This is a genomic window from Roseovarius autotrophicus, assembly GCF_018069895.1.
GTDB lineage: Bacteria > Pseudomonadota > Alphaproteobacteria > Rhodobacterales > Rhodobacteraceae > Roseovarius > Roseovarius autotrophicus.
On sequence record NZ_JAGQDH010000008.1, the window covers coordinates 74104 to 87533 of the forward strand.

Genomic DNA, 13430 nt, shown 5'->3' on the forward strand with positions numbered 1-13430 from the left:
TACCCATGCATGTCGTCTTTCGCGAAAGTCACGGGCTGGAGGAAACGGCCACGCCCATCGATCCGGGACAAGGCCCCGCCGATCTGGTGGTGCTGTCCTTTTCTGACAGCGATCTTGGCGCTTTCGCGGCTGGCTGGCATCGGGCGGGCGGGGCCTTGCCGTCGCTGCGGCTGCTCAACCTGGCGGCGCTGCGGCATCCGCTGTCGGTGGATACCTATGTCGATACCACCCTTTCGGGAGCGAAGGGCATCCTGATCCGGTTGATCGGGGGGCGGGCTTACTGGCCGTACGGGTTGCAGGCGGTCGCGGCCCTGGCGCAGGAACGCGGCATCGCACTGGCGGTTCTGCCCGGCGATGGCCGCCCCGATCCCCAGCTTGACGAGATATCGACGCTGCCGCGCAGCACCCTGCGCCAACTGGCACATCTGTGCGCGCAGGGCGGGGTGGTGGCGGCCCAGGCGGCGTTGCAGCAACTGGCGCTGGCCTCGGGGCTGTATGCGTCACCGGTTCGCGGGGTGCGCGCGCTGTCCGCAGTCAATGGCTGGACTGTCGGCGCGGGGCTGTGCTGCCCCGCCGCCTGGCACCTTGCCGCCACCCGCCCGCGCGTGCTGCTGGCGTTCTACCGAAGCTGGCTCGCCGCCGCCGACCTGCACCCGATCGAGGCGCTGGCGACACGGCTTGACGCCCTGGGCTTCGATGTTCTGGGCCTTGCCGTGCCCTCGCTGAAAGAGCCGCAGGCGCGCGCCTGGACCCGTCGCTGGATCGTCGCGCTGGCACCGCAGGCGGTGGTCAACGCCACCGCCTTTTCGGCGCGTGACGATCAGGGCTGCGCGGTGCTCGATATCGCGGGCGTGCCCGTGTTCCAGATCGCGCTGGCCACCAATGACCGCGCCCGCTGGCAGGGGGCTGCGCGTGGCCTGTCGCCCGCCGATCTGGCGATGCATGTCGTGCTGCCCGAGGTCGATGGTCGCGTCTTTCTGGGCGTGGCGAGTTTCAAGGAAACCGCCCCGCCCGATCCTGACCTGCAATTCTCGCGCGCCGAACATCGCGCCGACCCTGACCGCATCGCCGCCATCGCTGATCGTATTTCCGCCCATGTCGGGCTTTGCCGCCGGCCCGTCCGCGACCGGCGGCTGGCGATTGTGCTCTCGACCTATCCGGGCAAGCCGTGGAACATGGCCCACGCGGTTGGTCTCGATGCGCCCGCCTCGACCGAAGCGATGCTGCACGATCTGGGGCAGGCGGGCTATGGGGTGACGCCGGTTGACGATCTGGCGGGGCGCCTTGGGCGCGCGCGGTTGCGCTGGCCGTTGGCGGCGTATCGCACGGCGTTCGCGCGTCTGCCGCAGGCGCTGCGCGACGATCTCGCGGCAAGCTGGGGCGCGCCCGAGGATGATCCGGCGGTGCGGGACGGCGCCTTTGTCTTTGCTGCGTTTGAGGCAGGGCAGGCGCTTCTGGCGCTGCAACCAGAACGCGGCCACCCGGATCGGCGCAAGGACGCCTATCACGACATCACCCTGTGTCCGCGCCATGCCTATGTGGCCTTTTACCTCTGGTTGCGGGCGCGGGGCACCGATGCTCTGATCCATGTCGGCGCGCATGGCACGCTGGAATGGCTGCCGGGCAAGGCGGTGGCGCTTTCGGATGACTGCTGGCCCGAGGCGCTTCTGGGTGATCTGCCGGTGATCTATCCCTTCATCGTCAACGATCCGGGCGAGGCGGCACAGGCCAAGCGGCGGCTGTCGGCGATCACGCTCGGCCATGTGCCGCCGCCGCTGGTGCAGACACGCACAGGCGCGGGTCTCGACCGGCTCGAGGCGCTGCTGGACGAGTTCTCCAACGCTGACGGGCTGGACCCGGCGCGTCGCGACCGTCTTTCGGCCGATATCCGCGACGAGGCGGGTGCGCTTGGTCTTGGCGCGGAACTGGGCCTTGACGTCACCACCTGCGCGACCGAGGCGATCACCCGCATCGACCGTTTCGTCTGTGACGTCAAGGAAAGCCGCTTCAGCGACGGGCTGCATGTCTTTGGCCGGGGCGATCATGGCGCGGCCGAACGGCAGGGGTTGTTGCAGGCGCTGTCGGGTGGATTCGTGCCGCCGGGGCCTGCCGGTTCGCCCTGGCGGGGGCGCGGCGATGTGCTGCCGACGGGGCGGAACCTCTTTGCCACCGACCCGCGCGCCGTGCCCTCGCGCGTGGCGTACGCGCAGGGCGTGCGGCTGGCAGACGAAGTGCTGCGCCGCCATTTGCAGGATCATGGCGACTGGCCGCGCGCGCTGGTGGTGAACCTCTGGGCCAGCGCGACCATGCGCACGGCGGGCGAGGAGTTTGCCATGGCGTTGCACCTGATCGGCGCACGACCCCTGTGGGATGACGGGTCGGCGCGTGTCTCGGGGGTCGAGATCCTGCCGCTGGCGGAACTCGACCGCCCCCGCATCGACGTGACGCTGCGCGTCTCGGGCCTGTTCCGCGATGCCTTCGCGACCCTGCCGCAGTTATTTGCGCAGGCCGTGCAGGCGCTGGCGGCGCGCGACGAGGCCCCGGATTTCAACCCGTTCGCAGGCCGCGATCCCGGCGCGCGGGTCTATGGCCCGGCACCGGGGCGCTACGGGGCCGGGATCACGCTGACCGAAACCGATTTTTCCCACGCGGCCCGTGCGGCTGCGGGCGCGGCCTGGCTCGCGGCCTCGGATCACGCGCTGGATCTGCACCGCGCCGACCCCGATGGCCTGCGCGCGCGGCTGGTTGAGGCCGAAGGATTCGTCCAGACGCAGGATCTGCCCGAAACCGATCTGCTGCTGGCCGCCGATCACGCCACGCATGAGGCAGGCTTTGCCGCTGCTCAGGCGCTGACAGGGGGCAAGGCCGCGCTCTATCATCTGGACAGCACCCGCCCCGAAGCCCCCCGTGCCCGCGCCCTGACCGAGGAAATTGCCCGCGTTATCCGCGCCCGTGCGGCAAATCCCGACTGGGCCAGCGGCATGATGCGCCACGGCTTTCGCGGTGCGGCCGAGATCGCGGCGACGCTCGATCATCTGGCGGGGTTCGCGCATCTGGCCGATGCGGTGCCGTCGCATCTGTTCGATCTTTACTACGATGCCACGCTGGGGCGCGACGATCTGCGCGCCTTCATGGCCGAGCACAATCCCCAGGCGTTCGAGGCGCTGCGCGCGCGTTTTTCGGCGCTGCGCGCGGCGGGGCTCTGGATAACGCGGCGCAACTCGATCCTGGCCGATGAGGCGACGAAATGAGCGCGCCCGAGGTCAAGGGCTGGTGCCCCGGTGCGTTGCGCCCGATGATGTCGGGGGACGGGCTGGTGGTGAGGGTGCGCCCGATGCTGGCGCGGCTCACGCGCGCGCAGATGCTGGGCCTGTGCCAGGCCGCCACGCGTTACGGGGCCGGGCTGATCGACCTGACCAGCCGCGCCAACCTGCAACTGCGCGGTGTGGCCGAGGCATCGTTGCCCGCGCTTCAGACGGCGCTGGCCGGTCTGGGGCTGCTCGATCGCGACGAGAGCACCGAGGCGCGCCGCAACGTCCTTGTCGCACCCGACTGGCGCGCGGGGGACGATACGCACCGGCTTGCTCTTGCACTGACGGCGCGGCTGGCAGACCTGCCGCCCCTGCCTGCAAAGGTGGGCTTTGCCATCGACGCGGGCGCCGCGCCGGTTCTGCGCGACACCCCGGCCGATTTCCGCATCGAGCGCGGCGCTGCTGGCGGGCTGATCCTGCGTGCCGAGGGCCGTGCGTGGGGCAGGGCGCTGCCGCCGGGTGGCGAGATCGACGCGCTGATAGCACTTGCGCATTGGTTCGTGGCCACGGGCGGCGCGCAGGCGGGGCGCATGGCGCGCCACGCGGCGCCCTTGCCGGAACCAGACGCCCCCGCGCCGCCGCGTCCGGCGCTGGAACCGGGGCCGTGCTCCGCAGGTCTTGCCGTCGGCTTTGCCTTTGGCCAGATCGCAGCGCCTGCGCTGGCCACCCTGGTCGCGCGCAGCGGCGCGCAGGGCGTGCGGATCACTCCGTGGCGGATTGCGGTTCTGGAAGGGGTGCGTTGGCTGCCCGCCGCCTTGCCCGCGGGCGTTCTGGCCGACCCAGAGGCCCCGGCCCTGCGTGTCGATGCCTGTGCGGGCGCACCCTACTGCCCGCAGGCCCAGGCCGAGACGCGTGCGCTGGCGCTGCGTCTTGCGGGCCATGTGCCGGGGCGGCTGCATGTGTCGGGCTGCGCCAAGGGCTGCGCCCGTGCCGGCCCCGCCGATGTCACCCTGACCGCCACGGCGCCGCACCGCTTTGACCTGGCGCGCAGGGCGCGCGCCGGTGCGCCCCCTGATCTGCCGGCGCAAAGCCCGGCGCAACTGCTTGCGCATTTCGGAGCATCCTGATGCCTCATGTCTACGAAACCGACGGCGCGGCGATCTATCGCCAGTCCTTTGCCACGATCCGCGCCGAGGCCGCGCTCGGGCGTTTCGCCCCCGAGGAGGAACCCGTCGCCGTGCGCATGATCCATGCCGCCGGGATGGTCGATCTTGCTCGCCATATCCGCTTTTCGCCCGGTTTCGCCACCATCGCCCGCGCGGCGCTGGAGGGTGGCGCGCCGATCCTGTGCGATGCGCGCATGGTGTCCGAAGGGATCACCCGCGCGCGCCTGCCTGCCGACAATCCGGTGATCTGCACCCTTCACGACCCGGCCGTGCCCGATCTGGCGCGCGCCATGGGCAATACCCGCTCGGCCGCCGCGCTGGAATTGTGGCGCCCGCATCTGAGGGGTGCGGTGGTTGCCATCGGCAATGCGCCGACCGCACTTTTTCATCTGCTCGACATGATGGAGGCACCCGATTGCCCGCGCCCGGCGGCAATCATTGGCTGTCCCGTCGGTTTTGTCGGCGCGGTGGAATCCAAGGCCGCGCTCTGGCAGGCCACGCCTGCGCCCTGCTGCATCGTCGAGGGGCGGTTGGGGGGCAGCGCCATCACCGTTGCCGCGCTCAATGCGCTTGCCAGCCGAAAGGAATGACCGTGGGGCGTATAATCGGCGTCGGGCTTGGCCCCGGGGCGCAGGATCTGATGAGCGTGCGCGCCGACCGGCTGATCCGGGCGGCGCGCCACGTCGCCTATTTCCGCAAGGCTGGCAAGCCCGGCCAGGCACGTCGCATCGTTGAGGGAATGCTGCACCCGCAGGCGGTGGAATACCCGATGGAATATCCGGTCACTACAGAAATTTCCGTTGCGAACCCACGCTACAATGCACTCTTGTCGGGGTTCTATGCCGACTGGACCGGGCGTCTGGCCGCGCTGGTCGGGCTGGGGCGCGATGTGGTGGTGCTCTGCGAGGGCGATCCGTTCTTCTATGGCTCGTTCATGCATCTGCACGCGCGGCTCTGCGGTCAGGTGCCGGTCGAGGTGGTGCCGGGCATCACCGGCATGTCGGGGGCCTGGACGGCGACGGGCCAGCCGATCACCTGGGGCGATGACGTGCTGACGGTGGCAATGGCCACGCTGCCCGAAGAGGAACTGACCCGCCGTATCCGCGATACCGATGCGCTGGTGGTGATGAAGATCGGGCGCAACCTGCCCAAACTGCGCCGCGCGGTTCACGCTGCCGGACGCGACGATCAGGCCTGGCTGGTAGAACATGCGCAGATGCCGGGACAACGCCTGACACCACTGGCCGAGGCGGATAGCGTGACGCCCTATTTCTCGATCCTGCTGATCCACGGTCAGGGGCGACGGCCATGAGCGGCGGCTGGCTGATCATTGCCGGGCTGGGGCCGGGGGCGGATGCGCTGGTGACGCCCGAAGTTTCGTTGGCGCTGGCTGATGCGACGGATGTCGTGGGCTATATCCCCTATGTCGCCCGCATCGCCCCGCGCGAGGGGCTGCATCTGCACGCCTCCGACAACCGGGTAGAGCGTGAGCGCGCGGCCCATGCGCTCGGCCTCGCGCAGGCGGGGCGGCGGGTGGTGGTTGTCTCGTCGGGCGATCCCGGCGTTTTTGCCATGGCTGCGGCGGTGTTCGAGGCGGTCGAGACCGGCCCGCGCGGCTGGCGCAATCTTGATATTCGCGTGCTGCCCGGCATCACCGCCATGCTGGCCGCAGCGGCGCGGGCGGGCGCGCCGCTGGGGCATGATTTCTGTGCGATCAATCTCAGCGACAATCTCAAGCCCTGGGCGCTGATCGAAACCCGGCTGCGGCTCGCGGTGCAGGCCGATTTCGCCATGGCGTTCTACAACCCGCGCTCTCGTGCACGCCCCGAGGGCTTTGCCCGCGCGCTTGACGTGTTGCGCGCGGTCTGCGCCGATACCCGCCCGGTGATCTTTGCGCGCGCTGTCTCTACCCCCGACGAGACGCTGCGCGTTGTCCCCCTGCCCGAGGCGCGCCCCGAGATGGCCGACATGCGCACCATGGTCATCGTCGGTTCCAGCCAGACGCGGGTGCTGGCGCGGGGGCGAGGGCGCGGCCCATGGGTCTATACACCGAGGTCGGCCCCATGAAGCCATCGCAACACCTCGTCCACGCTGTGCACCTCGGCCCGGTCGGGCAGGGGCGGGCGGCCGATCATCATGACCGGCAGGCCAAGGGCGCGGGCGGCTGCAAGTTTGGCCTCGGCGCCGCTGCCGCCGGCGTTCTTCGACACGATCAGGTCGATCCCGTGGGCGCGCATCAGCGCCGTATCGCCCGCCACCGTGAACGGCCCGCGATCCACGATCACGTGGCAGTCGGGCAGGGGCGGCGCCACTTCGGGCGGATCGACAAGGCGCAGCAGATAGCTGTGCTGTGGCTGCGCGGCGAAAGCATCGAGATGCATCCGGCCAATCGCCAGCATCACCCGGCGCGGCGGTCCCGCCAGCGCGGCGACGGCGGCAGGGATATCCGGCATGTGCCGCCAGTCGTCGCCCTGTTCCGGTTGCCATGCCGGTCGGGTCAGTGCCAGAAGCGGCACGCCGGTCGCGGCACAGGCGGCGATGGCATTGCCGCTCATGGTCGCGGCAAAGGGATGGGTGGCATCGACCAGATGCGTGACCCTTTCGCGCCGCAGATGATCGGTCAGCCCCGCGACCCCGCCAAAGCCGCCCACCCGCACCGGCACCGGCTGCGACCGGAGGCGTGCCACCCGGCCCGCATAGCTGAGCGTCGCGGGAAGGCGCGCCTCGGCCAACCGCTGCGCAAGAAGGCTGGCCTCGGTCGTGCCGCCAAGGACAAGGATATGCGGCATGGCTGACACTCCTTGGTTGACCATCGTGGGACTGGGCGAGGATGGCCCGGATGGCCTGCCATCCGCAAGCCGCGCCGCGCTGGATCGGGCAGAGATCATCGCCGGGGCACCACGGCATCTTGCGCTTTTGCCCGATGTCGGGGCGGAACGGCTGGTCTGGCCGGTGCCCTTCGCCGATGGCATCGCGCAGCTTCTGGCGTATCGGGGGCGGCGGGTGGTGATGCTGGCCTCTGGTGATCCGTTCTGGTTTGGCGCGGGCAGCACCGTGGTTCGGCATCTTGAGCGGGGCGAATGGGTGGCGCTGCCGGTGGCGGGCACATTCTCGTTAGCGGCATCCCGGCTTGGCTGGGCGCTGGAGGCGGTCGCTTGCCTTGGCCTGCACGCGGCGCCCCTTGAACGGTTGCGCCCGCATCTGGCGCCGCGCGCACGTGCGCTGGTGCTGCTGCGCGACGGCGCGGCGCTGGCGGCGCTGGCGGGCTGGCTGGAGGGGCTGGGCTTTGGCAACACCGTGCTGCATGTGCTGGAACGCCTCGGCGGTCCGAACGAGCGCCACCGCAGCACCACTGCGCAGGGCTTTGGCCTGTCCGATGTGGCCCATCCCGTCGCCGTCGGGCTGGAGGTCGCGGGCCCTGGGCCTGTGCTGCCCTGTGCCGCTGGTCTGCCCGATGACCTGTTCGCGCATGACGGGCAGATCACCAAACGTCCGATCCGGGCGCTGACGATGTCGGCGCTGGCACCGCGCGCGGGCGAGTTGCTGTGGGATATTGGCGCCGGGGCGGGTTCGATCGGGATCGAATGGCTGCTGGCGCATCCGGCAAACCGCGCCATCGGGTTCGAGGCCGACCCGACCCGCGCCGCCCGCGCCCGCGACAATGCGCTGGCGCTCGGTGTGGATCGCTTGCAGATTGCCCTTGGCCGCGTGCCCGAGGCTCTGGCGGGCCACCCTCTGCCCGATGTGGTGTTCATCGGCGGCGGGCTGTCGGCGGCGCTGCTCGATCATCTCTGGTCGGTGCTGTGCCCCGGCACGCGGGTTGTGGCCAATGCGGTCACGCTCGGATCCGAGGCGCTGCTGGGCGACGCGCAGGCGCGACGGGGCGGTACGCTGATGCGGGCCGAGATATCTCACGCCGCCCCGATTGGCCGCCATATGGGCTGGCGCGCGGCCTGGCCGGTCATGCAATGGTCGGTGGAGATATGAAGATTGCGGGGTTCGGATATGCCAGCCGCGCGACGATCCGCTCGTTGCAGGACGCCCTCGCGCGGGCCGAGGCACTGACCGGCCCGGTGGACGCCCTGGCCGGTCCGGATGACAAGGTCGCGCAGCTGGCCCTTCTGGCCGAGGCCCGTGCGTTGCCGCTGATCGCTGTTTCCGCCGCCGCCCTGACCTCGCAGGATACTGCCTCCCGATCGCCCCGCAGTCTTGCCACGCGAGGCACCGGCAGCGTGGCAGAGGCCAGCGCCCTTGCCGCTCTTGGGCCTCCGGCGCGGTTGATGGCGACGCGCGTTCTGTCCACTGACCGTCTGGCCACCTGCGCCATTGCCGAAAGGATCCGCCCATGACCGTTCATTTCATAGGCGCAGGCCCCGGCGCGCCCGACCTGCTTACCTTGCGCGGGCGCGACCTGATCGCGGCCTGTCCCGTCTGTCTTTTTGCCGGGTCGCTGGTGCCCGAGGCGGTGCTGGCCCATTGCCCGCCGGGTGCGCGGATCGTGAACACCGCGCCTTTGTCGCTGGATCGGATCATCGCGGAAATCGCTGATGCCCACGCCGCCGGCCAGGATGTCGCACGGCTGCATTCGGGCGATGTTTCGGTGTGGTCGGCCATGGGCGAGCAGTTGCGCCGCCTGCGCGCGCTGGACATTCCCTGTAGCGTCACGCCGGGGGTGCCCGCCTTTGCCGCCGCCGCCGCCGCCTTGGGCGCGGAACTGACCTTGCCGGGGCTGGCGCAATCGGTGGTGCTGACGCGCACACCGGGTCGCGCCAGCGCCATGCCAGCGGGCGAGACGCTGACGGCTTTCGGGGCCACGGGTGCGACGCTGGCGATTCACCTGTCGATCCATAACCTTCCGCGCGTGGTGGCGGACCTGACCCCGGCCTATGGCCCTGATTGCCCCGTCGCGGTTGTCTGGCGCGCAAGCTGGCCCGACCAGCGCATCCTGCGCGCCACGCTTGCCACGATCGAATCCGAGGTGGCCGAGAGCATGGAGCGCACGGCGCTGATCCTGGTGGGTCGTGCCCTCGCTGCCGAAGGCTTTGCCGAAAGCTGCCTTTACGCCCCGGATTACGACCGCCGCTTTCGTCCCGCCCGCGCGGATGGCGACGCATGACACCCGGTCTGCTGATCTCTGCCCCGGCCTCGGGCTGCGGCAAGACAACCGTGATGCTGGGCCTGTTGCGCGCCCTGTCCGAGGACGGGCTGGCCGTGCAGCCGTTCAAGAGCGGCCCGGATTATATCGACCCCGCCTTTCACCGCGCCGCCAGCGGACGGGAGTCGGTCAACCTTGACAGTTGGGCGATGGGGCCGGGGATGCTGGCTGCGATCCTCGGGCAGGCGGCGGGCGCGGACCTGGCGCTGGCCGAAGGCTCGATGGGGCTTTTCGACGGCGTGGCGCGGAACGGTGCGAGCGGTAACGGCGCCAGTTCATCGCTGGCGATGCTCACTGGCTGGCCCGTGGTGCTGGTTCTGGATGTGTCCGGGCAGGCGCAATCGGCGGCGGCCACGGCGCTCGGATTTGCCCGTTTGCGCGCCGGGCTGCCCTTTGCCGGCGTGATCCTGAACCGCGTGGCCAGCCCCCGGCACGAGCGGCTTGTCCGGCTGGGCATGGCAGAAGCCGGGATTCCCGTTCTCGGTGCGCTGCCCCGTCGCGGCGACCTGGCCCTGCCAGAGCGCCATCTCGGGCTGGTGCAGGCCAGCGAACACCCCGATCTGGCGTGCGCGATAGCCGGTTACGCGGCCTTTCTGCGCGATCATGTCGATCTGTCGGCGATCCGCGCCGCCGCCCGCGCCACCCCCTTTGATGTGCCGCCCGCCGCCTTGCCGCGCCCGCCCGCGCAACGCATCGCGCTGGCGCAGGATGCGGCGTTTTCCTTTTCCTATCCGCATCTTCTGCAAGGCTGGCGTAAGGCGGGTGCGCAGATCCTGCCTTTCTCGCCGCTGGCCGATGAGGCCCCTGACCCGGCCGCCGATCTGGTCTGGCTGCCCGGCGGCTATCCCGAGTTGCATGCCGCCACGCTGGCGGGGGCGGGGCGGTTTCATGCGGGTCTGCGCCGCCATGCCGAAACCCGGCCCGTGCATGGCGAATGCGGCGGCTACATGGCCCTTGGCGCGGCGTTGATCGACAAGGCCGGGCTGCGCCATCCCATGGCCGGGCTTCTGGGGCTTGTGACCAGCTTTTCCGCCCGCAAGCTGCATCTGGGTTACCGCCGGGCGCATCTTCTGGCGCCGATGCCGGGGCATGGTCCGGGCGCTGCGCTGCGCGGGCACGAGTTTCATTATTCCACCATTCTGGACCAACCCGACCCTCCGCTGGCCCGCGTCACCGATGCCGAGGGCGCGAACGTGCCCGAGACCGGATCACGCCGGGGTCTTGTCACCGGCACGTTCTTTCATCTGATAAGCGAGGACACATGAGTGGTTTTGTCTCCTTTGTGGGCTCTGGTCCCGGCGCCGTCGATCTGCTGACGCTGCGCGCGCTCGACCGGTTGCAGACGGCCGATGTCGTGCTGTTCGATGATCTGTCCGCCGGTCCGGTCCTTGCCCGCGTCCGGTCCGGGGCCGAGATGGTGGCGGTCGGCAAGCGCGCGGGCCGCGCCTCGCCCAGACAGGACCATGTCAGCCGCCTGCTGGTTGATCACGCCGCGACCGGCGCGCGGGTGGTGCGACTGAAATCGGGCGATCCGGGGATTTTCGGGCGTTTGGAAGAGGAAATCACCGCCCTTGCCGCCGCCGGCATCGGCTACGAGATCGTGCCTGGCATCACCGTCGCCAGCGCGGCGGCGGCGGCGGCGGGCATCCCGCTCACGCGCCGCGTCAGCGCCCGGCGGGTGCAGTTCGTCACCGGCCACGACCAGACCGGGGCGCTGCCCGAGGGGTTGGATATGGCCGCGCTTGCCGATCCGGGCGCGACGACGGTGGTGTTCATGCCGCGCCGCACCTTTGCCGCGCTTGCCGCCCGGCTTATCGCCGCCGGATTGTCGCCGGACACCCCCGCATTGCTGGCCGAGAATGTCAGTCACCCCGATCAAAGCCTCAGCCGCAGCACCTTGGGGGCGCTGGCGCGCGCGCTGGCGGCGGGGGCAAACCCGGCGGTGGTGCTCTATGGTCCGCTGGCCGAGGGGGATGGCGCATGATCCAGCTGTCACTTGTCGGGATCGGCACCGGCAATCCCGACCATCTGACCGGGCAGGCCATCGCGGAAATGCGCGCCGCGGATCTGGTGATGGTGCCGCTGAAAGGCGCAGACAAGGCCGATCTGGCGGATCTGCGCCTTCAGCTATGCGCGTCCCTTGCGCCGGATACGCCCGTCGCCACCTTCGATCTGCCGCGCCGTGCCGCCGATGGCGATTATCTGCCCGCGGTCGCCGACTGGCACGACGCCATCGCGCGGATCTGGGCCGAGACCCTCGCCGGCCATTTTCCGAAGGGCGGCAAGGCGGTGCTGCTGGTGTGGGGTGATCCGTCGCTTTACGACAGCACCCTGCGCATCGCGGAGCGGGTGCGGGCGGGCGGCATGGTGCTGAGGGTCCGCGTCGTGCCCGGCATCACCAGCCTGTCGGCGCTGACCGCCGCCCATGCGATCCCGCTGAACACGCCGGGCGCGCCGGTTGTCATTACCACGGGGCGGCGGCTGCGTGATGGCGGCTGGCCCGAGGGGGCGGACAGCGTGGCGGTGATGCTGGATGCAGGTGGCGCCTTTCAGGCGATCGACCCCGAGGGTGTGCAAATCTGGTGGGGGGCCTATCTGGGCATGCCGCAGGAACACCTGATCGCCGGGCCGCTGGCCCGTGTCGGAGCGCAGATCATCTCTGAACGCGCAAGTCTGCGTGCGCGCCATGGCTGGATCATGGACATCTATCTCTTGCGAAAGGCCCGGCCTGATGGTCCAGGTCGCGGGGCCTCATCCACTCCATGAGGTCCGAGGCCGCACCATGGCACCTGCCTTGTCGCTTGGCACCGCCTTCGGGCTTGTTGGCGCGGGACTCAGACCCATCCCCCCCGCGACATCAGCCCCCGAGCCTCCAGTTGCCGCCAGCCCCGGAGCCTCGTGGAGCGGTCGCACCACAGGTCCGGGTCGGCGGCGAGCGCGTCGTAATAGCCCTCGTAAAGCGCGCTGTTGGCGAAATGCTCCTGCCGGCGTTTCTCCTCGGTCGAGCGGTCCACCACCGTATTGAGAAACTTGGAGTGCAACAGCACGCCTGAGGTAAGCTCCCCCCCGTCGCGGTCATGGACATGGTTGAGCCGTCGCGGCAGGACCGAATGGGTGGAACTGACATAGGCATAGCGCCAGTGCCATTTGACCAGCGGCACCTTGCCCATCGTGGGGGCGCGGCGGGGATCGGCGGCAAAGAACATGCGCGCGCGCGGGCCGCCCTGAATCCAGAGCGTCTGCAAGTCCGGCTTGGGGCGCATCGAATAATTCCCGGCATCGAACCAGCACAGCGTCTCGAACGGGTTATCCCCGGCCCGGTAGGGATGGGTCGAGAGCGGGCCGCGCGGATACATGTCAAGCATCAGCGCCCCCATGGAGGCCCGCCCCTGCGCCTCGAGCCAGCCGCAGAGCGCGGGCAGCGGGCGGGTGGCGTGATAGGGGTAGATCAGGCATTCATCGGCGTCGAGCGTCAGGCACCAATGGCCGTGCCCGTGCCGCATCATCAGCCAGGTGAGCCAGTCCATGCCGAAGCGTGCGCGTTTATAACTGTGCGCCGTGGTCCAGAGCGACACATCGCCTTGCGCGGCAAGGTAGTCGCGCGTGCCATCGCTGCTGTCATTCTCCACGATCAGGAACTGCGCCACGCCAAGACGGCGGTGATGCTCGAGGAAATGCGGCAGGCGATGCGCCTCGTTGCGCATCGTGGCGAAACATAGGATGTCGCCGCATGCGATCTGCCCGGTGCGGTTGTTGACAGCCGTCAACTGCCGCCGCATCGCCACCGCGCGCGCCAGCAGTCGCCGTCGCCGCAGGCGAAGACGATAGGCCATGGCCAGATCGTTCAGCCGCTCCATA

Annotated in this window: 13 protein-coding genes; 11 read left to right on the plus strand and 2 right to left on the minus strand. The window is 69.9% G+C overall.

What is annotated here, in order from left to right; all coding sequences use genetic code 11:
- The first annotated feature begins 5 nt into the window (after positions 1-5).
- Genes cobN through cobJ form a run of 5 tightly spaced genes read left to right on the plus strand, consistent with a single transcriptional unit; the run spans position 6 to position 6484 of the window.
- The gene (gene cobN / locus KAK09_RS10620; RefSeq protein WP_210878912.1) at positions 6-3251 is read left to right on the plus strand and encodes a cobaltochelatase subunit CobN; all 3246 of its coding nucleotides are present in this window, start codon (positions 6-8) and stop codon (positions 3249-3251) included.
- Entirely contained in the window at positions 3248-4378 is a 1131-nt protein-coding gene (locus KAK09_RS10625) for a cobalamin biosynthesis protein CobG (protein WP_210878913.1), read from the plus strand. The genes cobN and KAK09_RS10625 overlap by 4 nt, the downstream gene beginning before the upstream one ends.
- Entirely contained in the window at positions 4378-5007 is a 630-nt protein-coding gene (locus tag KAK09_RS10630; protein ID WP_210878914.1) for a precorrin-8X methylmutase, read from the plus strand. Before KAK09_RS10625 ends, KAK09_RS10630 begins: the two co-directional genes overlap by 1 nt.
- Positions 5004-5729 carry a precorrin-2 C(20)-methyltransferase gene (locus tag KAK09_RS10635; RefSeq protein WP_210878915.1) on the plus strand — a complete coding sequence of 242 codons (726 nt, stop codon included), beginning with the start codon at positions 5004-5006 and terminating at the stop codon, positions 5727-5729. The genes KAK09_RS10630 and KAK09_RS10635 overlap by 4 nt, the downstream gene beginning before the upstream one ends.
- Entirely contained in the window at positions 5726-6484 is a 759-nt protein-coding gene (cobJ, locus tag KAK09_RS10640) for a precorrin-3B C(17)-methyltransferase (protein WP_210878916.1), read from the plus strand. The genes KAK09_RS10635 and cobJ overlap by 4 nt, the downstream gene beginning before the upstream one ends.
- On the opposite strand, the gene KAK09_RS10645 is transcribed toward cobJ, so the two are convergent.
- The gene (locus KAK09_RS10645) at positions 6460-7206 is read right to left on the minus strand and encodes a cobalt-precorrin-6A reductase (RefSeq protein ID WP_210878917.1); all 747 of its coding nucleotides are present in this window, start codon (positions 7204-7206) and stop codon (positions 6460-6462) included. The two genes, cobJ and KAK09_RS10645, sit on opposite strands and share 25 nt — an antisense overlap.
- Between KAK09_RS10645 and cbiE the strand changes: the two genes are divergently transcribed.
- Genes cbiE through cobF form a run of 6 tightly spaced genes read left to right on the plus strand, consistent with a single transcriptional unit; the run spans position 7205 to position 12338 of the window.
- Entirely contained in the window at positions 7205-8404 is a 1200-nt protein-coding gene (gene cbiE, locus KAK09_RS10650) for a precorrin-6y C5,15-methyltransferase (decarboxylating) subunit CbiE (RefSeq protein WP_210878918.1), read from the plus strand. The genes KAK09_RS10645 and cbiE overlap by 2 nt on opposite strands.
- Positions 8401-8766 carry a cobalamin biosynthesis protein gene (locus tag KAK09_RS10655; protein WP_210878919.1) on the plus strand — a complete coding sequence of 122 codons (366 nt, stop codon included), beginning with the start codon at positions 8401-8403 and terminating at the stop codon, positions 8764-8766. The genes cbiE and KAK09_RS10655 overlap by 4 nt, the downstream gene beginning before the upstream one ends.
- Positions 8763-9533: a precorrin-4 C(11)-methyltransferase gene (gene cobM, locus KAK09_RS10660; protein ID WP_210878920.1), complete on the plus strand. Its 771-nt coding sequence runs from the start codon at positions 8763-8765 to the stop codon at positions 9531-9533. The genes KAK09_RS10655 and cobM overlap by 4 nt, the downstream gene beginning before the upstream one ends.
- Entirely contained in the window at positions 9530-10837 is a 1308-nt protein-coding gene (locus tag KAK09_RS10665) for a cobyrinate a,c-diamide synthase (RefSeq protein WP_210878921.1), read from the plus strand. The genes cobM and KAK09_RS10665 overlap by 4 nt, the downstream gene beginning before the upstream one ends.
- Positions 10834-11556: a uroporphyrinogen-III C-methyltransferase gene (gene cobA, locus KAK09_RS10670; protein WP_210878922.1), complete on the plus strand. Its 723-nt coding sequence runs from the start codon at positions 10834-10836 to the stop codon at positions 11554-11556. Before KAK09_RS10665 ends, cobA begins: the two co-directional genes overlap by 4 nt.
- A complete protein-coding gene (gene cobF / locus KAK09_RS10675) occupies positions 11553-12338 on the plus strand; it encodes a precorrin-6A synthase (deacetylating) (RefSeq protein ID WP_210878923.1) in 786 nt (261 codons plus the stop codon). The genes cobA and cobF overlap by 4 nt, the downstream gene beginning before the upstream one ends.
- Positions 12339-12406: 68 nt before the next feature.
- Here the strand turns inward: cobF and KAK09_RS10680 are convergent, their stop codons facing one another.
- Positions 12407-13429, minus strand: a complete 1023-nt coding sequence (locus KAK09_RS10680) for a glycosyltransferase family 2 protein (protein WP_210878924.1) — start codon at positions 13427-13429, stop codon at positions 12407-12409.
- Between the last annotated feature and the right edge of the window lies 1 nt (position 13430).

Coding starts and splice junctions, on each gene's coding strand:
- cobN (WP_210878912.1), top strand. CDS start 6: ATGCATGTCGTCTTTCGCGAAAGTCACGGGCTGGAGGAAACGGCCACG.
- KAK09_RS10625 (WP_210878913.1), top strand. CDS start 3,248: ATGAGCGCGCCCGAGGTCAAGGGCTGGTGCCCCGGTGCGTTGCGCCCG.
- KAK09_RS10630 (WP_210878914.1), top strand. CDS start 4,378: ATGCCTCATGTCTACGAAACCGACGGCGCGGCGATCTATCGCCAGTCC.
- KAK09_RS10635 (WP_210878915.1), top strand. CDS start 5,004: ATGACCGTGGGGCGTATAATCGGCGTCGGGCTTGGCCCCGGGGCGCAG.
- cobJ (WP_210878916.1), top strand. CDS start 5,726: ATGAGCGGCGGCTGGCTGATCATTGCCGGGCTGGGGCCGGGGGCGGAT.
- cbiE (WP_210878918.1), top strand. CDS start 7,205: ATGGCTGACACTCCTTGGTTGACCATCGTGGGACTGGGCGAGGATGGC.
- KAK09_RS10645 (WP_210878917.1), bottom strand. CDS start 7,206: ATGCCGCATATCCTTGTCCTTGGCGGCACGACCGAGGCCAGCCTTCTT.
- KAK09_RS10655 (WP_210878919.1), top strand. CDS start 8,401: ATGAAGATTGCGGGGTTCGGATATGCCAGCCGCGCGACGATCCGCTCG.
- cobM (WP_210878920.1), top strand. CDS start 8,763: ATGACCGTTCATTTCATAGGCGCAGGCCCCGGCGCGCCCGACCTGCTT.
- KAK09_RS10665 (WP_210878921.1), top strand. CDS start 9,530: ATGACACCCGGTCTGCTGATCTCTGCCCCGGCCTCGGGCTGCGGCAAG.
- cobA (WP_210878922.1), top strand. CDS start 10,834: ATGAGTGGTTTTGTCTCCTTTGTGGGCTCTGGTCCCGGCGCCGTCGAT.
- cobF (WP_210878923.1), top strand. CDS start 11,553: ATGATCCAGCTGTCACTTGTCGGGATCGGCACCGGCAATCCCGACCAT.
- KAK09_RS10680 (WP_210878924.1), bottom strand. CDS start 13,429: ATGGAGCGGCTGAACGATCTGGCCATGGCCTATCGTCTTCGCCTGCGG.